Genomic DNA, 18,519 nt, shown 5'->3' on the forward strand with positions numbered 1-18,519 from the left:
ATACTAAGCGGTCGCTTGCCTATCCGGGAACACCCCCCGGGGGCTCACCTCCGCGCCGCCGGGCGCGCCCGCACATGCATCCGCTCCCCCTGCGGCCCGAACAGGCTCAGGAACTCCACCGGCCCCTCCCCCGTCGACCCGAACCAGTGCGGTACCCGGGTGTCGAACTCGGCCGCCTCCCCGGCCGACAGCACCACGTCGTGCTCGCCGAGCACCAGCCGCAGCCGCCCGGACAGCACGTACAGCCACTCGTACCCCTCGTGGCTGCGCGGCTCCGGCTCCTCCGCGCGCCGCGGTTCGAGCACCTTGAAGGCCTGGAGGCCGCCGGGCTGGCGGGTCAGCGGCCAGAACGTACGGCCCTGCCGCCGCACCGGCTCCGCCCGCACCCGGGGGTCGCCGACCGGCGGCGCGCCGACCAACTCGTCCAGCGGGACCTGGTGGGCCTGCGCGATCGGCAGCAGCAGTTCCAGGCTGGGCCTGCGCAGCCCGGACTCCAGCCGCGACAGGGTGCTCACGGAGATGCCGGTGGCCTGGGACAGCGCCGCCAGCGTCACCTCCCGTTCCCTGCGGATCCGCCGCAGCCGGGGACCCACCTCCGCCAGGACGTCTTCGGTGCTCATGCCGGCATTGCAGTTTCGGCAAACCCAATTGTCAATTCCGCTGTCGGTCTCGCGGTCGGTCTCGCGGTCGGTCCGGCTGTCGGTCCCGCGGGGCCGGGCATCGCACCCGGCCGGTCCATGAGGCACCCTTGGGGGCATGCTGCTGGCCCGGCTCGCCCAGGTGTCCCGGGAGGTCGCCGCGACGGCGGCCCGGTCCCGCAAGATCGCGCTGCTCGCGGAGCTGTTCCGGGAGGCGGACCCGGACGACGCGCCGATCGTCATCCCGTACCTCGCCGGACGGCTGCCGCAGGGCCGGCTGGGCGTCGGCTGGAAGGTGCTGGGCGAGCGGGTCCCGCCGGCCGCCCAGCCCACCCTCACCGTCCGCGCGGTCGACGCCGCCCTCACCGGCCTGGGCCAGGTGTCCGGAGCCGGTGCCCAGGCCGAGCGCGCCCGGCTCGTGGGCGCGCTGATGGGCGCGGCCACCGACGAGGAGCAGTACTTCCTGCGCGGTCTGCTCACCGGCGAGGTCCGCCAGGGCGCCCTGGACGCGGTCGCGGTGGAGGGCCTCGCGCGGGCGACCGGCGCGCGGGCGGGTGACGTGCGGCGGGCGGTGATGCTCTCGGGCTCGCTGCGCGCGGTCGCGCAGGCCCTGCTGGGCGAGGGGCCCGCCGCACTCGACCGGTTCCGGCTCACGGTCGGCCGCCCGGTGCTGCCGATGCTGGCGCACAGCGCCTCCTCCGTCGCCGAGGCCGTGGAGAAGCTGGGGCCCTGCGCGGTGGAGGAGAAGCTGGACGGCATCCGGGTGCAGGTGCACCGGGACGGCGACACGGTCCGCGTGCACACCCGCACCCTGGACGACATCACCTCCCGGCTGCCCGAGGTGACGGCCGCCGCACGGGAGCTGAGGGGCGAGCGGTTCATCCTGGACGGCGAGGTGATCTCCTTCGACGCGGCCGGGCGGCCCCGCTCCTTCCAGGAGACGGCGGGCCGGGTCGGCTCCCGCACGGACGTGGCGCGGGCGGCCGAACAGGTCCCGGTCTCCCCCGTCTTCTTCGACGTCCTCGCGGCGGACGACCGCGATCTGCTCGACCTGCCCTTCGCCGAGCGGCACGCGGAGCTGGCCCGGCTGGTGCCCGAGCCGATGCGGGTCCGGCGGGCGCTGGCCGAGGGCGCCGGGGACGTCCCCGCGGCGCAGCGGTTCCTCACCGACACCCTGGCCCGCGGCCACGAGGGCGTGGTGGTGAAGTCGCTGGCCGCCCCCTACAGCGCGGGCCGGCGCGGCGCCGCCTGGCTCAAGGTCAAGCCGGTGCACACCCTCGACCTGGTGGTGCTGGCGGCCGAGCGGGGCCACGGCAGGCGCACCGGCAAGCTGTCCAACCTCCACCTCGGCGCCCGCACCGCGGACGGCGGCTTCGCGATGCTCGGCAAGACCTTCAAGGGCATGACGGACGCGATGCTCGACTGGCAGACCGACCGTCTGCGGCGACTCGCGGTCGAGGACGACGGCTGGACGGTGCGGGTCCGCCCCGAACTCGTCGTGGAGATCGCCTACGACGGCCTCCAGCGCTCCTCCCGCTACCCGGCCGGCGTCACCCTCCGCTTCGCCCGCGTGGTCCGCTACCGCGAGGACAAGAGCCCCGCCGAGGCCGATACCGTCCAGTCCCTGCTCGCGGCCCACCCGGAGGTCACACCGTGACGGCACGCACGACGAGACGCAGCGCGGGTCTGCTGGTGTACCGGCACACCGGCGAGGGGGTCGAGGTACTGCTCGGCCATATGGGCGGCCCGCTGTGGGCGAGGAAGGAGGCCGGGGCCTGGACGCTCCCCAAGGGCGAGTACGCGGACGACGAGCCCGCCTGGGAGGCGGCCCGGCGGGAGTTCCGGGAGGAGCTGGGCCTCGCGCCGCCCGACGGAGAGGCCGTACCGCTCGGCGAGGTCGTACAGAAGAACGGCAAGGCCGTCACGGCCTGGGCGGTACGGGGCGACCCGGACCTGACCGGTTTCGCCCCCGGCACCTTCACCATGGAGTGGCCCCCGCGCTCGGGGCGGCGGGCGGAGTTCCCGGAACTGGACCGGGTGGCCTGGCTCGGCCTGGAGCGGGCCCGCGAGGTGATCATCACCGCGCAGGCCGCGTTTCTCGACCGGCTGGCGGAGCACTCGGGCTGAACAGGCGACCTGGCGTTGCGCCCAAGCGGGCCGCGCGCGAAGGTCGAAGCACAGCCCGCTTCCAGGGGAGGCCAGCCATGCCCATCGCGACGGTGAACCCGGCGAACGGCGAGACACTCAAGACGTACGAGGCCATGGGCGAGGAGGAGCTGGAACGCCGGCTCCAGCTCGCCGAGGCCACGTTCCGCACGTACCGGACGACCCCGTTCACCGAGCGCGCCCGGCTGCTGAACAAGGCCGCCGACCTGCTGGACGAGGACCAGCAGGAGATCGGCAGGGTCATGACCACCGAGATGGGCAAGCCGGTCAAGCAGGCCCGCGCGGAGGCCGCCAAGTGTGCCAAGGCCATGCGCTGGTACGCCGAGCACGCCGAGGCCCTGCTCGCCGACGAGGAGCCCGCCGAGGCGGACGTCCGCGACTCCGGGGCGAGCCGGGTCAGGGTCCGCTACCGGCCGCTGGGCCCCGTGCTCGCGGTGATGCCCTGGAACTTCCCGCTCTGGCAGGTGATCCGGTTCGCCGCGCCCGCGCTGATGGCGGGCAACGTGGGCCTGCTCAAGCACGCCTCCAACGTCCCGGGGACCGCCCTGTACCTGGAGGACCTGTTCCACCGGGCGGGCTTCACGGAGGGCTGCTTCCAGACGCTGCTGATCGGCTCCGCCGCGGTGGACGACATCCTGCGCGACGAGCGGGTCAAGGCGGCCACCCTCACCGGCAGCGAGCCCGCCGGGCGGGCGGTCGCCTCCGCCGCCGGGGAGATGATCAAGAAGACGGTCCTGGAGCTGGGCGGCAGCGACCCGTTCGTGGTCATGCCCTCCGCCGACGTCGACCGGGCCGCCGAGGTCGCGGTGACCGCGCGCGTGCAGAACAACGGGCAGTCCTGCATCGCCGCGAAGCGGTTCATCGTGCACGGCGATGTCTACGACGCCTTCGCCGAGCGGTTCGTCGCGGGCATGAAGGCGCTGCGGATCGGCGATCCGCTGGAGGAGGACACCGAGATCGGGCCGCTCTCCAGCGAGCAGGGGCGCAAGGACGTGGAGGAGCTGGTGGACGACGCGCGGCGCAGCGGGGCCGAGGTGCTGTGCGGCGGCACCCGGCCGGACGGGCCCGGCTGGTACTACCCGCCGACCGTGCTCGCCGGGATCACCCGCGAGATGCGCATCCACCGCGAGGAGGCGTTCGGGCCGGTCGCCACGCTGTACCGGGCCGCCGACCTGGACGAGGCGCTGCTCATCGCCAACGACTCCCCGTTCGGGCTGAGTTCGAATGTGTGGACGCGGGATGACGGCGAAGTCGAGCGGTTCGCGCGGGACCTGGAGGCCGGGGCGGTGTACGTCAACGGGATGACCGCGTCCCACCCGGCGTTCCCCTTCGGCGGGGTGAAGCGCTCGGGGTACGGGCGTGAGCTGTCCGGGCACGGAATGCGGGAGTTCTGCAACATCACCACGGTTTGGCAGAGTGCGTGACGTATGCACGGCTACCATCCTCTTTTGTGAACCGCGAAGTGACTCTGCCTCTGATCGTCGACGACCGCGGGACCTTGCAGGTGGCCGCCGCCGATGTGAGCAAGTTGTTGCGGACCGTGGGGGGACGCTGGCTGCGGCTGGTCGAGACCGGTGAGCAGGAGCTGGACGAGGACACGGTGGCCGCGCTGACGATCGAGCTGGCGAAGCTGGCGGACCGTATCGACGTGGCGTGCATCGCGCACAGCAGCGGGGCTCCGTGAGGTCAGGGACGTGTGAGCAGCCCGTTCCAGAACATCGCCTCGTACGTCTGGAGCAGACCCGCGTACGCGTGGGCCAGGCCGGTGTCCAGCTCCCCCGCGTCGAGCGCCGCCCGGACCGCCGCCGTCGCCCGGTGGTCCAGGTCCGGGACCGGCTCGGCGAAGAAGTCGAAGAAGGCGCAGGCCTCGTCGGGGAAGCCGTAGTGGCGGCGCAGCCCCGTGGCGATGCGGGCGCAGTAACCGCCCCACGCCGAGAAGTTGGCTGTCAGGGCGACGACCGCGTCGGCAGGGGCCGCGTTGAGGGCGAGCCAGGCCACGTAGGCGGGGCAGGACTGGCAGCCGGGCCGGGGAATGTAGGCGCGGGCGCGGTCCTCGGTGACCCCGCACGCCTCGGCGAAGGCCGTCAGATACCGGGCGGCCAGTTCCTCTCCCCCCGCTAGGGCCGCGAAGAAGCCGGCGGACGCGGAGTCGGCGCGTGCGGCCAGGTGTTCGAAGGCGGCCTGGTCGGCGGGGATCACCCAGCGCTGTTCCAGGGCCAGCAGGGCCAGGGTCCCGACGGGTGCCTCGCCGCGTTCGACGAGCGGTACCAGGGGGTGGGCCGCGGGGTCCGGGGCGAGGGCCTCGACGGCCGTCCCCAGCAGGGCTTTCGCGTTAACGGTCGGCATGGTTTTTTCCCTCGTCCGGCGTCGGAAGTCCCCCTTCGAGCCTGCCACGGCGTCCCCGATTCGGAGTAACCCAGCGCGAGATCGTGCTCCCCTCGGGTGACGGTGGATGGAGCACCTCCTGAGGTGAACCACCTTCTGACCGGTGGGTGAAGGCCCATCGGACACGCGGAAAGCAGGGACGGTTCATGGCGACTTTGTGCAGACCCTCGGTGTCGGTCCCGGAGCACGTGATCACGATGGAGGAGACGCTGGAGCTGGCGCGCTCCCGCCACGCGGACCACCCTCAACTGGCGCTGGCACTGAGGCTCATCGAGAACACCGGTGTGAAGACCCGGCACATCGTGCAGCCCATCGAGGAGACCCTCAAGCACCCCGGCTTCGAGGACCGCAACAAGCTCTACGAGGCCGAGGCCAAGGCCCGGGTCCCGGCGGTGATCCAGCGGGCGCTGGACGACGCCGAGCTCCTCACCACCGACATCGACGTGATCATCTACGTGTCGTGCACGGGCTTCATGATGCCCTCGCTCACGGCGTGGCTGATCAACGAGATGGACTTCGACAGCACCACCCGTCAACTGCCCATCGCCCAGCTGGGCTGCGCGGCCGGCGGCGCGGCGATCAACCGGGCCCACGACTTCTGCACGGCGTACCCCAACGCCAACGCGCTGATCGTGGCCTGCGAGTTCTGCTCGCTGTGCTACCAGCCCACCGACCTCGGCGTCGGCTCGCTGCTGTCCAACGGCCTGTTCGGCGACGGCATCGCCGCCGCCGTGGTGCGCGGACGCGGCGGCAGGGGCGTCCAGCTGGAGCGCAACGGCTCCTACCTGATCCCGAAGACCGAGGACTGGATCGCCTACGACGTCCGGGCCACCGGCTTCCACTTCCTGCTGGACAAGCGGGTGCCCACCACCATGGAGCCGCTCGCCCCGGCGCTCAAGGACCTGGCGGGCACCCACGGCTGGGACGCCACCGACCTGGACTTCTACATCATCCACGCCGGCGGCCCCCGCATCCTCGACGACCTCAGCAAGTTCCTGGAGGTCGAGCCGCACGCGTTCCGGTTCAGCCGGTCCACGCTCACCGAGTACGGCAACATCGCGAGCGCCGTCGTCCTGGACGCGCTGCGCCGGCTGTTCGACGAGGGCGGCGCCGAGGAACGGGCGCGCGGACTGCTCGCCGGCTTCGGACCCGGCATCACCGCCGAGATGACGGTCGGCCGCTGGGTCGACGGCGACGGGGGCGGGCGATGACGGAGACCGAGGAGGCGACGCTCACCGAGGCCGTGCCGCCGGTCCGCCAGTGGCCGGCGCTCGACCTCACCGGAACCGACTTCGACCCCGTGCTCCGCGAGCTGATGCAGGAGGGCCCGGTCACCCGCGTCCAACTGCCCAACGGCGAGGGCTGGGCGTGGCTGGTCACCCGGTACGACGACGTGCGCATGGTGACCAACGACCCCCGCTTCGGCCGCGAGGCGGTCATGGACAAGCCGGTCACCCGGCTCGCCCCGCACTTCATACCGGACCGCGGCGCGGTCGGCTTCCTCGACCCGCCCGACCACACGCGGCTGCGCCGCTCGGTCACCGCGGCCTTCACCGCCAAGGGCGTGGAGCGGGTGCGCGAGAAGGCGCGCGCCATGCTGGACGAGCTGGTCGACCGGCTCCTGGCGGGCGGCCCGCCGGCCGATCTGACGGCGGCGGTCCTCAGCCCGTTCCCCATCGCGGTGATCTGCGAGCTGATGGGCGTCCCGGCCGCCGACCGGCACGACATGCACGAGTGGACCCAGCTGATCCTGTCCTCCGCGCACGGCAAGGAGGTCAGCGAGCGGGCCAAGCGCGAGATGAGCGCGTACTTCTCCGGCCTCGTCGGGGCGCGCGAGCACAGCACGGCCGAGGACGTCGCCTCGCTGCTGGGCGCGGCCGTGGGCCGGGGCGAGGTGACCCTGGAGGAGGCCGTCGGTCTCGCCGTCCTGCTCCAGATCGGCGGCGAGGCGGTCACCAACAACAGCGGGCAGATGTTCTACCTGCTGCTGACCCGCCCCGACCTGGCCGAACGGCTGCGCTACGACCCGGCGATCCGCCCGAAGGCGATCGACGAGCTGCTGCGGTACATCCCGCACCGCAACGCGGTCGGCCTGTCGCGGATCGCCCTGGAGGACGTCGAGATCAGGGGCGTCCGGATCCGCGCGGGCGACGCGGTCTACGTCTCCTACCTGGCCGCGAACCGCGACCCGGAGGTCTTCCCCCGCCCGGAGGAGATCGACTTCTCCCGCAGTCCCAACCCGCATGTGTCGTTCGGCTTCGGGCCGCACTACTGCCCGGGCGGCCAGCTCGCCCGGCTGGAGTCCGAGCTGCTGGTCGACGCCCTGCTGGACCGGATCCCGGGCCTGAAGCTGGCCGTACCGCCCGAGGAGGTGCCCTTCAGGAAGGGCGCGCTGATCCGCGGCCCCGAGGCACTTCCCGTGATGTGGTGAGCCGGCGATGACGACGGTCGAAGGGCTGACATCGGCATCGGTCGACGGGCTGCTCGTGCCGCCGGGCCAGGGCCGGGTGGTGGAGACGCCCGCGCAGCGGGTCACGTTCAAGGTCACCGGCACGCACTCGCGGATGGCCTCCACCTTCGAGGTGGAGGTCCCGCCGGGCTTCGACGTCGGCGCCCATGTGCACACCCGCAGCGAGGAGTTGTTCTACGTCCTGGAGGGCGAGCTGGACGTGCTCGCCTTCGAGCCCCGCATCCGCACCCCCGACAACTGGAGGAGGTGGGAGTCGAGTTCGGGCAACCGGGTGGTGCGGGCGACCCCGGGCACGGTCATCGTCGTACCCCCCGGCTGCCCCCACGCCTTCGCGAACCCCACGGACGTCCCCGCCAAGATGTTCTTCCAGGCGAGCCCGCCCCCGGACCACGAGCGCTATTTCGAGGAACTCCTCGAGATCCTCAGCGACGGCGGCCCGCCCGACCAGGAGGCGATAGAGGCGTTGCGGCTCAAGTACGACATCGAGCAGCTCACCCCCTTGAAACACAGGTGAGCCCGCCGTCCGGAAAGGGGCGGCGGGGTCGGGGGCCGGTGGAAACCGCACGGTGCACCGCGGTCGGCGAACCGCGGGAGCCGCGCGGTTTCCCCATGGCCGAACAGGCGGCGCCCTAGCGAATGGGCATCCCCGACAGGGTCCGCGCGATGACGAGCCGCTGGATCTCGCTCGTCCCCTCAAAAATGGTGTAAATAGCCGCGTCCCGGTGCATACGCTCCACCGGGTACTCCCGGGTGTACCCGTTCCCGCCCAGGATCTGGATCGCCTGCGCGCTCACCTTCTTCGCGGTCTCGCTGGCGAACAGCTTGGACATCGAGCCCTCGGCCGCCGTGAACGGCTTGCCGTTGATCGCCATCCACGAGGCCCGCCACACCAGCAGCCGCGCCGCGTCGATCTGCGTCCGCATGTCCGCGAGCTGGAAGGCGACGCCCTGGTTGTCGATGATCGGCCGCCCGAACTGCTCCCGCGTTTTGGCGTAGTCGAGGGCGACCTCGTAAGCGGCCCGTGCGGTGCCGACGGCCATCGCGCCGACCGCCGGCCGGGAGGCCTCGAACGTGGCCATCGCCGCGTTCTTCACCCGCTCCCCGCCCCCGGCCTTCGCCTTCTCCCGGGCCCGGGCGAGCCGCTCGTCCAGCTTCTCCTTGCCGCCGAGCAGGCAGGACCCCGGAACCCGCACATTGTCGAGGACGACCTCGGCGGTGTGCGAGGCGCGAATGCCGTGCTTCTTGAACTTCTGGCCCTGCGCGAGCCCCGGCGTGCCCGGCGGGATGATGAAGGAGGCGTGGCCCTTGGAGCCCAGCTCCGGGTCGACGCTGGCGACGACGACGTGGACGTTGGCGATGCCGCCGTTGGTCGCCCAGGTCTTCGTGCCGTTGATCACCCACTCGTCCTTGGCCTCGTCGTACACCGCGCGCGTGCGCATGGAGGCCACGTCGGAGCCGGCGTCGGGCTCGGAGGAGCAGAACGCGGCGACCTTGACGTCCGTGGCGTCCCCGTACATCTGCGGGATCCAGGTGCCGATCTGCTCCTCGGTGCCGTTGGCGAGGACGCCCACCGCGGCCAGGCCGGTGCCCACGATGGACAGGGCTATGCCCGCGTCGCCCCAGAACAGCTCCTCCATGGCCATCGGGATGCCGAGGCCGGTGGGGTCGAAGTACTGCTGCGCGTAGAAGTCGAGGGAGTAGATGCCGACCTTCGCGGCCTCCTGGATGACCGGCCAGGGGGTCTCCTCGCGCTCGTCCCACTCGGCGGCCGCGGGCCGGATCACATCGGCGGCGAAGCCATGGAGCCAGTCCCGGACTTCCTTCTGCTCGTCGTTCAGCTCCATGGTGAACTCGGCCATGTCCCCTCCAGCGGCGGTACGATGTTACTTACGGTAACCCGAGTCTGTTACTGACGGGTAGGAAAAGTCAACCGGCAAGGGTGCCTCGGCATCCCGTTCGATGTCACAGGCCCTGCCAGTGTTAGTTTGCGCTGGCGTCACCGAATCAACACGGGTGGGGAGCACATATGGAGACCACACAGCGGACCGATCAGCAGCGGTCCGCCGACCGCCGACGGCGCGAGCTGCTGGAAGCCGCCGACCGGGTGGTGCTCCGCGACGGCCCGCAGGCGTCGATGAACGCGATCGCCGCCGAGGCCGGGATCACCAAGCCGATCCTCTACCGGCACTTCGGCGACAAGGGCGGACTCTACGCCGCGCTCGCCAGGCGGCACACCGACGCCCTTCTGTCCTCCCTGCGGGCCGCGCTCGACGCCCCGGCGGACCGGCGGGAGCGGGTGGAGTCCACGCTGGACACCTACCTCGCCGCCATCGAGGCGCGACCCCAGGTGTACCGGTTCCTGATGCACCCGGCGGAGGGCAGCACCGCGGCCGACCAGGGATTCGACGTCGGCAAGCACAGCGCCCCGCTGCTGCGGCGGATGGGCGAGGACCTGGCCCAGGTCATCGAGGAGCGGGTGGACCTCGGCCCCGGCAGCCAGCAGCTCGCCCGGGTGTGGGGCCACGGGATCGTCGGGATGATGCACGCGGCCGGCGACTGGTGGCTGGGCGAACGCCCCTGCACCCGCGCCGAGTTGGTGCGCTCCCTGGCCGACCTGCTGTGGGGCCGGCTCGCCGCCGCCGGGGACCGGGCGGGCGGCCCGGGGTTCTGAGTCACCGGCTCCAGGAGGCCCGCCGGATCCGCCGCTCCAGCCTGCGCCTACGCAGGCCCGTCAGCCGGTCCGCGTACACCCGGCCCTCCAGGTGGTCGCACTCGTGCTGCAGACAGCGGGCGAAGAAGCCCGTGCCGTGGACCGTGACCGGCTCACCGGTCACGGTGAAGCCCTCGACCACCGCGTGGTCGTACCGCTCCGTGCCCGCCTCCAGGCCCGGCAGGGACAGGCAGCCCTCGGGGCCCCGCAGCACGATCCCGTCGGCCGCCACCAGACGCGGGTTCACCACATGCCCGAGATGCCGGACATCGTCGTCGTCCGGGCAGTCGTAGACGAACACCCGCAGCGGCACCCCGATCTGATTCGCGGCCAGGCCCACCCCCTGGGCCGCGTACATCGTGGCGAACAAGTCCTCCACGAGCGCCGCCGTCTCGGGGCCGAAGTCCGTGACGTCCCGGCATCGTTCGCGCAGGCGGGGGTCGCCGAGCAGGGTGAGGGGCCGGACGCGCCCGTGGACGCCCGGAATGGAACCGTGTCGCATGGCGGCAAGGGTACGGTTCGTTCAGCCCACGCCCGCCGCAGTGGGTGCGGACCGGGATTCGGGTGCGGGAATGGATCTCGATAGGCTGAGGGTTCACACCACGTTGCCGGATGGCCCCAGGCGCGGCGCGTACGCAAGGAGGATCGAGAACTGATGGCAGGCAACTCGGACCCGCTCACGCCGCGGGCCAAGCTGGCCGTGACCGCGGGCAGGGCGGTCGCGGCGGCATCGCGCGCCGCCGGACGGGGCAGCGGGTCGGTGATCGGGGGCAAGGTCGCGCTGCGGCTCGACCCCGACCTCCTGGCGCGGCTCGCCCAGAACCTGGACGTCGTCCTGGTGTCCGCCACCAACGGCAAGACCACCACCACCCGGCTCATCGCGGAGGCGCTGCGCGCCGCGGGCCCCGTGGTGTCGAACGCGCTCGGCGCCAACATGCCGGCCGGCATCACCTCCGCGCTCGCGGGCGGCTCGGACTCCAAGTTCGGCGTCATAGAGGTCGACGAGAAGTACCTGGCCGGAGTGGCCCGGGACACCGACCCGAAGTGCATCGCCCTGCTGAACCTCTCCCGCGACCAGCTCGACCGCGCCGCCGAGACCCGGATGCTCGCCGAGAACTGGCGCGAGGGCCTGGCCGGCTCCAAGGCGGTCGTGGTCGCCAACTGCGACGACCCGCTGGTGGTGTGGGCCGCCTCCTCGTCCCCGAACGTGATCTGGGTCGCGGCCGGGCAGATGTGGAAGGACGACGCCTGGTCCTGCCCGTCCTGCGGTGGCGTGATGCAGCGCCCCGGCGACGACTGGTACTGCGGCGAGTGCGGCTTCCGCCGGCCCACGCCGAGCTGGGCGCTGTCCGGGGACCACGTCCTCGACCCGCACGGCTCCGCCTGGCCGATCCACCTCCAGCTGCCGGGCCGCGCCAACAAGGCCAACGCGGCCAGCTCCGCGGCCGTCGCCGCCGTCTTCGGGGTGCCGCCGCAGGTCGCCCTGGAGCGGATGTACCAGGTGCAGGCGGTCGCCGGCCGGTACGACGTCGTGCAGTTCCAGAACCGCGACCTGCGCCTGCTGCTGGCCAAGAACCCGGCCGGCTGGCTGGAGACCTTCTCGCTGATCGACCCGCCGCCCGCCCCGGTGATCCTTTCGGTGAACGCCCGCGGGGCCGACGGAACCGACACCTCCTGGCTGTGGGACGTCGACTACACCCGGCTCACCGGTCACCCGATCTTCGTGCTCGGCGACCGCAAGCTGGACCTCGCGGTGCGTCTGGAGGTCGCCAACCAGCACTTCCAGGTCTGCGAGAACCTCGACCAGGCCGTGCAGCTGTGCCCGCCCGGCCGGATCGAGGTCATCGCGAACTACACCGCGTTCCAGGACCTGCGCCGCCGCGTCGGCAACTGATCTTCGAAGGGCGATCACCTCATGAGCGACAACCAACTGCGGCTGGTGTGGATCTACCCGGACCTGCTGAGCACCTACGGCGACCAGGGCAACGCCCTGGTCGTGGAGCGCCGGGCCCGGCAGCGCGGCCTGGACGTGGCCCGGCTCGACGTGCGCAGCGACCAGCCGATCCCGACCTCCGGCGACATCTACCTGATCGGCGGCGGCGAGGACCGTCCGCAGCGGCTGGCGGCCGAGCGGCTGCGCCGTGACGGGCACCTCCAGCGAGCGGTGCAGAACGGCGCCATCGTCTTCTCGGTGTGCGCCGGCTACCAGATCCTCGGCCACGAGTTCATCAACGACCTCGGCCAGCGTGAGCCGGGCCTCGGCCTGCTCGACGTGGTCTCGGTGCGCGGCGAGGGCGAGCGGTGCGTCGGCGACGTGCTCGGCGACATCGACCCGCAGCTCGGCCTGCCCCCGCTGACCGGCTTCGAGAACCACCAGGGCGTCACCCACCTCGGCCCGACCGCCCGCCCGTTCGCCCGGACCAAGATCGGCCGGGGCAACGGCACCGGGGACGGCACGGAGGGCGCGTACAACGGGACCGTCTTCGGCACGTACATGCACGGGCCGGTCCTGGCCCGCAACCCGCTCATCGCCGACCTGCTGCTGAAGCTGGCGCTGGACGTCAACGCGCTGCCGCCGATCGACGACCGGTGGTACGACGCGCTCCGCGAGGAGCGCATCGCGGCCGCGCAGCAGCCCGCGTGAGAACCGCCGTGCGGCAGCCCGCGTGGGTACTGCCGCGCGGCAGCCGGCGTAAGCCTCGCGTCAGGGGCTTCTCAGCGGGTTCCGGCAGGGTCGTGGTGGGCCCGCCTGACGGCTCGTCCGCTCATCTGGGCGGGCGCGTCCAGCAGGCGGACGCCCGCTACGGAGCCACCCCCTCACGCCGGTAGGGTGGCCGGGAATCGGCCGGACAACGTGGTCCGGTATCCCGGCCCACGTCGAGAAGGTAATTCGGGCTATGCGCATTGGTGTCCTCACGTCCGGCGGCGACTGTCCTGGTCTGAACGCCGTCATCCGGTCCGTCGTGCACCGTGCGGTCGCCGACCACGGCGACGAGGTCATCGGTTTCCGGGACGGCTGGAAGGGCCTCCTGGAGTGCGACTCCGTGAAGCTCGACCTCGACGCCGTCGGTGGCATCCTGGCCCGGGGCGGCACCATCCTCGGCTCCTCGCGGGTCCGCCCCGAGCATCTGCGCGACGGCGTCGAGCGGGCCAGGGGCCATGTCGCGGAGCTGGGTCTGGACGCGATCATCCCGATCGGCGGCGAGGGCACCCTCAAGGCGGCCCGGCTGCTGTCGGACAACGGACTGCCCATCGTGGGCGTGCCCAAGACGATCGACAATGACATCGCTGTCACCGACGTCACCTTCGGCTTCGACACCGCGGTGACCGTGGCGACGGAGGCGCTGGACCGGCTGAAGACCACCGCCGAGTCCCACCAGCGGGTGCTGATCGTGGAGGTCATGGGCCGGCACACCGGCTGGATCGCCCTGCACTCCGGCATGGCGGCCGGCGCCCACGCCGTCGTCGTACCGGAGCGGCCCTTCGACATCGAGGAGTTGACCCGCAAGATCGGCGCGCGGTTCGCGGCGGGCAAGCGGTTCGCCATCGTGGTCGCCGCCGAGGGCGCCAAGCCCCGCTCCGGCACCATGGAGTTCGACGAGGGCGGCAAGGACGTCTACGGCCACGAGCGCTTCGCCGGCATCGCCCGCCAGCTGTCGATCGAGCTGGAGCAGCGGCTCGGCAAGGAGGCCCGGCCGGTCATCCTCGGGCATGTGCAGCGCGGCGGCACGCCGACCGCCTACGACCGGGTGCTGGCCACCCGCTTCGGCTGGCACGCCGTGGAGGCGGTGCACCGGGGCGAGTTCGGGATGATGACGGCGCTGCGCGGCACCGACATCGTGATGGTGTCGCTGACGGAGGCCGTGGAGACGCTGAAGACGGTCCCGGTGGAGCGGTACGACGAGGCGGAGTGCGTGCTTTAGTCCGCTTGTGAACTACCCGCCCCCGGTCATCGGCATGATCGGGGGCGGTTCTACTCTTGTGGGCGGACAGAATCGCACAACCCCCGTGAAACAGGAGCCGCCGCATGGATCACATGGGACACATGGATCACAGCGGGCACGGCATGGTGATGGATCTGCCGCCGTTCACGCTGGGGCGTGGGCTCCACTTCTCGGCGGAGCCCTTCTTCCTGGTCGCCTGCCTGCTCGGGCTCGGCCTGTACGCGTGGGGGGTCGTACGGCTGCGGCGGCGCGGTGACGCGTGGCCGATGGCCCGGACCGTCTCGTACGTCCTCGGCGTGCTGACCATCATGCTGATGATGTGCACCAGGCTGAACGACTACGGGATGGTCATGTTCAGCGTGCACATGGTGCAGCACATGGTCATCAGCATGCTGTCCCCGATCCTGATCCTGCTCGGCGCTCCGGTCACCCTGGCGCTGCGCGCGCTGCCGACCGCGGGCCGGGGCCGCAAGGGCCCGCGCGAGCTGCTGCTGATGCTGCTGCACAGCCGGTACATGCGGGTGATCACCCACCCGCTGTTCACGATCCCGATGTTCATCGCGAGCCTGTACGCGCTGTACTTCACCCCGCTGTTCGACTTCCTGATGGGCTCCAGGACTGGGCACATCTTCATGATGGTGCACTTCCTCGCGGTCGGTGTCGTCTTCTTCTGGCCGATCATCGGCGTGGACCCGGGCCCGCACCGGCCGGGTCACCTGATGCGGATGCTGGAGCTGTTCGCCGGCATGCCGTTCCACGCGTTCTTCGGCATCGCGCTGATGATGGCGTCGACCCCGATGGTGAAGACCTTCCTGCACCCGCCCGCCTCGCTCGGCATCGACGCCCTCTCCGACCAGAGCTCGGCCGGCGGCATCGCCTGGGCGTTCAGCGAGGTGCCGTCGGTGCTGGTGCTGATCGCGCTGCTGTTCCAGTGGTACGGCTCCGAGCAGCGCCACGCCAAGCGCAAGGACCGGCAGGCCGACCGGGACGGCGACAAGGAGCTGGAGGAGTACAACGCCTACCTGGCGTCGCTCAACGCGCGCCAGGGCTGAGCGCGGGGTATCCCCTACGGGCGGCCGCCGGGGCACCATGGTCGGACGGACCATGAGGAGGTCTCGCGATGCCCGGTTCCCCGAACGGCTCCACACCCACACCCGGTCCCACACCCGGTCCCACGCCCGGCACCGGGCCCGGCTCGGCGTACGGCCGTGAGCACGGCTCGGCCAAGGCGATGGGCGGGCTCACGGCCGGCTCCCTCGTCGCCGTGACCGCCTACACGGTCACGCTCGGCGGCAACGGCTGGCTGTGGTTCGGCTGGGTGGTGCTGGGCCTGCTGACCCTCGTCCTGGCCGTCACCCGGTCGTAGCGCCCCGGGCGCTCCCTGCCCCCCGGGCGCCTCCAGCCTCCCGGGCGCCTCCAGCTGATTACATAGCCCGCATGAGCAGCAGGGCCGCGTCCTTCGACGAACTCGACCGCGAGATCATCACCGCGCTGATGGCGAACGCCAGGAGCAGCTTCGCCGAGATCGGCGCGGCGATCGGGCTGTCCGCGACGGCGGTCAAGCGGCGGGTGGACCGGCTGCGCGAGACGGGGGTGATCACCGGGTTCACGGCGACGGTGGAGCCCTCGGCGCTCGGCTGGCGCACGGAGGCGTACGTCGAGGTCTACTGCGAGGGCGCGGCCCCGCCCCGGCGTCTCGCGGAGGTCGTGCGCAACCATCCGGAGATCACGGCGGCCATGACGGTGACCGGTGCCGCGGACGCGCTGCTGCACGTGCGGGCGCGGGACGTGGACCACTTCGAGGAGGTGCTGGAGCGGATCCGCACGGTGCCCTTCATCCGGAAGACGATCAGCGTGATGGTGCTCTCCCATCTCCTCCCCGACAGCCCGGAGGCGGGTGCCACCCAGGCGGCCCCCGAATGACCCGGAGACGACCTTCACGGGGTGATCGGAAGTATGCGCAGCAGGGCTGCGTGATCGTGCCGGACAACGCAGCGATGTTGCAGGTCCACGCAGCTTTTCGCGCTTGTCGCCCGTCCTCGTTCCTTCCTACCGTGGAGTCACCCAACAGTGACAGACGGAAACCGGAGGGAACCCTCTGTGTCCGAAAGCCGTGAATCGCGCCCCCGGCGCTTCCTCGTCTGTGAACCCAGACATTTCGCGGTGCAGTACGCGATCAACCCCTGGATGAACCCCGACCGGCCGGTTGACGTGGATCTCGCCCGTGAGCAGTGGCAGGAGCTGATCCGCGCCTACCGCGCCCACGGCCATACCGTCGACTCCGTCGAGCCGGTGCCGGGCCTGCCGGACATGGTGTTCGCGGCCAACGCGGCGTGCGTGGTCGGCGGCCGCGTCTTCGGCTCGCTGTTCCACGCGCCGGAGCGGCGCCCCGAGTCGGTGCACTACGACACCTGGTTCAAGGCGGCCGGGTATACCGTGTACCGCCCCGAAGCGGTGTCCGAGGGCGAGGGCGACCTGGTGTGGACGGGCCGGTACCTGCTGGCCGGCACCGGGTTCCGCACCACCCGGGAGGCGCATCGTGAGGCGCAGGAGTTCCTGGGGTACCCGGTGATCGGCCTGACGCTGGTGGACCCGTACTTCTACCACCTGGACACGGCGCTGTTCGTGCTGGACGACGTCAATGTCTGTTACTACCCGGAGGCGTTCTCGCCGGGCAGCCGCGAGGTGCTGCGGCGCCTGTTCCCCGACGCGGTGCCGGCCACCCGCGAGGACGCGATGACCTGGGGCCTGAACTCGGTGTCCGACGGCCGGCACGTGTTCATCGCACCCCAGGCGGAGGCGCTGTCCGAGCGCCTCGCCGACCACGGTTACGTCCCCGTCCCCGTCGACTTGTCGGAGTTCCACAAGGCCGGCGGTGGCATCAAGTGCTGCACCCAGGAGATCCGCTGATGACCGCACCCGCGCGCACCCGTACGTCCGACGACCTGATCCGTGCGGAGGAGCCGGTCCTGGCGCACAACTACCACCCGCTGCCGGTGGTCGTGGCCCGGGCCGAGGGCACCTGGGTGGAGGACGTCGAGGGCCGCCGCTACCTGGACATGCTCTCCGGGTACTCGGCGCTCAACTTCGGTCACCGGCACCCGGCGCTGATCGAGGCCGCCCATCGCCAGCTGGACCGGCTCACCCTCACCTCCCGGGCGTTCCACAACGACCGGCTGGCCGAGTTCGCCGAGCGGCTCGCGGCGCTGACCGGCCTGGACATGGTGCTGCCGATGAACACCGGCGCCGAGGCGGTGGAGAGCGGCATCAAGGTGGCCCGCAAATGGGCCTACGACGTCAAGGGCGTGCCCGCCGACCAGGCCACGATCGTGGTCGCGGCGGACAACTTCCACGGCCGTACGACGACGATCGTGAGCTTCTCCACCGACGAGTCGGCGCGGGCGGGCTTCGGCCCGTTCACGCCGGGCTTCAAGGTGGTGCCGTACAACGACCTGGCCGCGCTGGAGGAGGCCGTCGACGAGAACACGGCGGCGGTGCTGATCGAGCCGATCCAGGGCGAGGCCGGGGTGGTCATCCCGGACGACGGCTATCTGACGGGCGTGCGGGAGCTGACCCGGCGCAAGGGTTGTCTTTTCATCGCGGACGAGATCCAGTCGGGCCTCGGGCGCACGGGCCGTACGCTCGCCGTCGAGCACGAGGACGTGGTGCCGGACGTGCTGCTGCTCGGCAAGGCGCTCGGCGGTGGCATCGTGCCGGTGTCGGCGGTGGTGGCCCGGCGCGAGGTGCTGGGCGTGCTGCACCCGGGCGAGCACGGCTCGACGTTCGGCGGCAACCCGCTCGCGGCGGCGGTCGGCATCGCGGTGATCGAGCTGCTGGAGACCGGCGAGTTCCAGCGACGGGCCGCCGAGTCGGGCGTGATCCTGCGGGACGGGCTGACCGAGCTGGTGGGCAAGGGAGTCCTCGGCTTCCGCTCCCGTGGCCTGTGGGCGGGTGTCGACGTCGACCCGGCGATCGGCAGCGGGCGCGAGATCAGCGAGCGCCTGATGCGGGAGGGCATCCTGGCGAAGGACACCCACGGCTCCACGATCCGCCTGGCACCGCCACTGACGATCACGGCGGAGGAACTGCGATCCGCGCTGGACACGCTGAAGCGGGTACTGGGCTAGGGGGTGTCCGGCGGATCTTGGTGGAGGGAAGTCACGGCACGGTTTTGACCCCGCGTCTCCGCCAAGATCCGCCGGACAC

The 18,519-nt window shown here is 71.6% G+C and carries 20 protein-coding genes; 16 read left to right on the forward strand and 4 right to left on the reverse strand.

Annotation, left to right across the window (positions count from 1 at the left end):
* Nucleotides 1-44: 44 nt before the first annotated feature.
* Nucleotides 45-620, reverse strand: coding sequence for an XRE family transcriptional regulator (locus AB0927_RS31640; protein ID WP_366671211.1), 576 nt, complete (start codon nucleotides 618-620; stop codon nucleotides 45-47).
* Nucleotides 621-756: 136 nt separating this feature from the next.
* Between AB0927_RS31640 and AB0927_RS31645 the strand changes: the two genes are divergently transcribed.
* The 4 genes from AB0927_RS31645 to AB0927_RS31660 all read left to right on the forward strand — a co-directional run bounded on the left by AB0927_RS31645 (nucleotide 757) and on the right by AB0927_RS31660 (nucleotide 4,488).
* Complete coding sequence (locus tag AB0927_RS31645) at nucleotides 757-2,295, forward strand: ATP-dependent DNA ligase (protein ID WP_366671212.1); 1,539 nt, start codon at nucleotides 757-759, stop codon at nucleotides 2,293-2,295.
* Nucleotides 2,292-2,765 (forward strand): NUDIX domain-containing protein, encoded by a 474-nt coding sequence (locus AB0927_RS31650; RefSeq protein ID WP_366671213.1) that lies wholly within the window; start codon nucleotides 2,292-2,294, stop codon nucleotides 2,763-2,765. The genes AB0927_RS31645 and AB0927_RS31650 overlap by 4 nt, the downstream gene beginning before the upstream one ends.
* Nucleotides 2,766-2,842: 77 nt before the next feature.
* Nucleotides 2,843-4,228, forward strand: a complete 1,386-nt coding sequence (locus AB0927_RS31655) for an NADP-dependent succinic semialdehyde dehydrogenase (protein ID WP_366671214.1) — start codon at nucleotides 2,843-2,845, stop codon at nucleotides 4,226-4,228.
* 26 nt (nucleotides 4,229-4,254) lie between these two features.
* A complete protein-coding gene (locus AB0927_RS31660) occupies nucleotides 4,255-4,488 on the forward strand; it encodes a DUF6213 family protein (protein ID WP_366671215.1) in 234 nt (77 codons plus the stop codon).
* A 2-nt stretch (nucleotides 4,489-4,490) separates the two neighbouring features.
* On the opposite strand, the gene AB0927_RS31665 is transcribed toward AB0927_RS31660, so the two are convergent.
* A complete protein-coding gene (locus AB0927_RS31665; protein ID WP_366671216.1) occupies nucleotides 4,491-5,150 on the reverse strand; it encodes a transcriptional regulator in 660 nt (219 codons plus the stop codon).
* A 185-nt stretch (nucleotides 5,151-5,335) separates the two neighbouring features.
* On the opposite strand from AB0927_RS31665, the gene AB0927_RS31670 reads away from it, so the two are divergent.
* Genes AB0927_RS31670 through AB0927_RS31680 form a run of 3 tightly spaced genes read left to right on the forward strand, consistent with a single transcriptional unit; the run spans nucleotide 5,336 to nucleotide 8,173 of the window.
* Nucleotides 5,336-6,400, forward strand: coding sequence for a type III polyketide synthase (locus AB0927_RS31670; RefSeq protein ID WP_366671217.1), 1,065 nt, complete (start codon nucleotides 5,336-5,338; stop codon nucleotides 6,398-6,400).
* Nucleotides 6,397-7,620, forward strand: a complete 1,224-nt coding sequence (locus AB0927_RS31675) for a cytochrome P450 (RefSeq protein WP_366671218.1) — start codon at nucleotides 6,397-6,399, stop codon at nucleotides 7,618-7,620. Before AB0927_RS31670 ends, AB0927_RS31675 begins: the two co-directional genes overlap by 4 nt.
* A 7-nt stretch (nucleotides 7,621-7,627) precedes the next feature.
* The gene (locus tag AB0927_RS31680; protein ID WP_366671219.1) at nucleotides 7,628-8,173 is read left to right on the forward strand and encodes a cupin domain-containing protein; all 546 of its coding nucleotides are present in this window, start codon (nucleotides 7,628-7,630) and stop codon (nucleotides 8,171-8,173) included.
* A gap of 115 nt (nucleotides 8,174-8,288) precedes the next feature.
* On the opposite strand, the gene AB0927_RS31685 is transcribed toward AB0927_RS31680, so the two are convergent.
* Entirely contained in the window at nucleotides 8,289-9,518 is a 1,230-nt protein-coding gene (locus AB0927_RS31685; protein ID WP_366671220.1) for an acyl-CoA dehydrogenase family protein, read from the reverse strand.
* 167 nt (nucleotides 9,519-9,685) lie between these two features.
* Here AB0927_RS31685 and AB0927_RS31690 point away from each other — a divergent pair, with 167 nt between their 5' ends.
* A complete protein-coding gene (locus tag AB0927_RS31690; RefSeq protein WP_366671221.1) occupies nucleotides 9,686-10,330 on the forward strand; it encodes a TetR family transcriptional regulator in 645 nt (214 codons plus the stop codon).
* A 1-nt stretch (nucleotide 10,331) separates the two neighbouring features.
* Here AB0927_RS31690 and def read toward each other — a convergent pair whose 3' ends face one another.
* Nucleotides 10,332-10,871, reverse strand: coding sequence for a peptide deformylase (gene def / locus AB0927_RS31695; protein ID WP_366671222.1), 540 nt, complete (start codon nucleotides 10,869-10,871; stop codon nucleotides 10,332-10,334).
* A 153-nt stretch (nucleotides 10,872-11,024) separates the two neighbouring features.
* Here def and AB0927_RS31700 point away from each other — a divergent pair, with 153 nt between their 5' ends.
* The 8 genes from AB0927_RS31700 (at nucleotide 11,025) to rocD (ending at nucleotide 18,440) form a co-directional block, all read left to right on the forward strand.
* On the forward strand, nucleotides 11,025-12,263 hold the full coding sequence (locus AB0927_RS31700) for a MurT ligase domain-containing protein (RefSeq protein ID WP_366671223.1): 1,239 nt from the start codon (nucleotides 11,025-11,027) through the stop codon (nucleotides 12,261-12,263).
* 21 nt (nucleotides 12,264-12,284) lie between these two features.
* On the forward strand, nucleotides 12,285-13,013 hold the full coding sequence (locus tag AB0927_RS31705; protein WP_037658850.1) for a type 1 glutamine amidotransferase: 729 nt from the start codon (nucleotides 12,285-12,287) through the stop codon (nucleotides 13,011-13,013).
* 253 nt (nucleotides 13,014-13,266) lie between these two features.
* On the forward strand, nucleotides 13,267-14,292 hold the full coding sequence (locus AB0927_RS31710; protein WP_366671224.1) for a 6-phosphofructokinase: 1,026 nt from the start codon (nucleotides 13,267-13,269) through the stop codon (nucleotides 14,290-14,292).
* A 122-nt stretch (nucleotides 14,293-14,414) separates the two neighbouring features.
* Nucleotides 14,415-15,365: a cytochrome c oxidase assembly protein gene (locus AB0927_RS31715; RefSeq protein WP_366671229.1), complete on the forward strand. Its 951-nt coding sequence runs from the start codon at nucleotides 14,415-14,417 to the stop codon at nucleotides 15,363-15,365.
* A gap of 68 nt (nucleotides 15,366-15,433) precedes the next feature.
* Complete coding sequence (locus AB0927_RS31720; protein ID WP_366671230.1) at nucleotides 15,434-15,679, forward strand: hypothetical protein; 246 nt, start codon at nucleotides 15,434-15,436, stop codon at nucleotides 15,677-15,679.
* A 71-nt stretch (nucleotides 15,680-15,750) separates the two neighbouring features.
* Complete coding sequence (locus tag AB0927_RS31725) at nucleotides 15,751-16,236, forward strand: Lrp/AsnC family transcriptional regulator (RefSeq protein ID WP_366671225.1); 486 nt, start codon at nucleotides 15,751-15,753, stop codon at nucleotides 16,234-16,236.
* 177 nt (nucleotides 16,237-16,413) lie between these two features.
* Nucleotides 16,414-17,223 carry a dimethylargininase gene (ddaH, locus tag AB0927_RS31730; protein ID WP_366671226.1) on the forward strand — a complete coding sequence of 270 codons (810 nt, stop codon included), beginning with the start codon at nucleotides 16,414-16,416 and terminating at the stop codon, nucleotides 17,221-17,223.
* Nucleotides 17,223-18,440 (forward strand): ornithine--oxo-acid transaminase, encoded by a 1,218-nt coding sequence (rocD, locus tag AB0927_RS31735; protein WP_366671227.1) that lies wholly within the window; start codon nucleotides 17,223-17,225, stop codon nucleotides 18,438-18,440. The genes ddaH and rocD overlap by 1 nt, the downstream gene beginning before the upstream one ends.
* Nucleotides 18,441-18,519: the final 79 nt, after the last annotated feature.

It is taken from the genome of Streptomyces sp. NPDC048106, assembly GCF_040706415.1.
GTDB lineage: Bacteria > Actinomycetota > Actinomycetes > Streptomycetales > Streptomycetaceae > Streptomyces.

Coding starts and splice junctions, on each gene's coding strand:
- AB0927_RS31640 (WP_366671211.1), bottom strand. CDS start 620: ATGAGCACCGAAGACGTCCTGGCGGAGGTGGGTCCCCGGCTGCGGCGG.
- AB0927_RS31645 (WP_366671212.1), top strand. CDS start 757: ATGCTGCTGGCCCGGCTCGCCCAGGTGTCCCGGGAGGTCGCCGCGACG.
- AB0927_RS31655 (WP_366671214.1), top strand. CDS start 2,843: ATGCCCATCGCGACGGTGAACCCGGCGAACGGCGAGACACTCAAGACG.
- AB0927_RS31665 (WP_366671216.1), bottom strand. CDS start 5,150: ATGCCGACCGTTAACGCGAAAGCCCTGCTGGGGACGGCCGTCGAGGCC.
- AB0927_RS31670 (WP_366671217.1), top strand. CDS start 5,336: ATGGCGACTTTGTGCAGACCCTCGGTGTCGGTCCCGGAGCACGTGATC.
- AB0927_RS31675 (WP_366671218.1), top strand. CDS start 6,397: ATGACGGAGACCGAGGAGGCGACGCTCACCGAGGCCGTGCCGCCGGTC.
- AB0927_RS31680 (WP_366671219.1), top strand. CDS start 7,628: ATGACGACGGTCGAAGGGCTGACATCGGCATCGGTCGACGGGCTGCTC.
- AB0927_RS31685 (WP_366671220.1), bottom strand. CDS start 9,518: ATGGCCGAGTTCACCATGGAGCTGAACGACGAGCAGAAGGAAGTCCGG.
- AB0927_RS31690 (WP_366671221.1), top strand. CDS start 9,686: ATGGAGACCACACAGCGGACCGATCAGCAGCGGTCCGCCGACCGCCGA.
- def (WP_366671222.1), bottom strand. CDS start 10,871: ATGCGACACGGTTCCATTCCGGGCGTCCACGGGCGCGTCCGGCCCCTC.
- AB0927_RS31700 (WP_366671223.1), top strand. CDS start 11,025: ATGGCAGGCAACTCGGACCCGCTCACGCCGCGGGCCAAGCTGGCCGTG.
- AB0927_RS31705 (WP_037658850.1), top strand. CDS start 12,285: ATGAGCGACAACCAACTGCGGCTGGTGTGGATCTACCCGGACCTGCTG.
- AB0927_RS31710 (WP_366671224.1), top strand. CDS start 13,267: ATGCGCATTGGTGTCCTCACGTCCGGCGGCGACTGTCCTGGTCTGAAC.
- AB0927_RS31715 (WP_366671229.1), top strand. CDS start 14,415: ATGGATCACAGCGGGCACGGCATGGTGATGGATCTGCCGCCGTTCACG.
- AB0927_RS31720 (WP_366671230.1), top strand. CDS start 15,434: ATGCCCGGTTCCCCGAACGGCTCCACACCCACACCCGGTCCCACACCC.
- AB0927_RS31725 (WP_366671225.1), top strand. CDS start 15,751: ATGAGCAGCAGGGCCGCGTCCTTCGACGAACTCGACCGCGAGATCATC.
- rocD (WP_366671227.1), top strand. CDS start 17,223: ATGACCGCACCCGCGCGCACCCGTACGTCCGACGACCTGATCCGTGCG.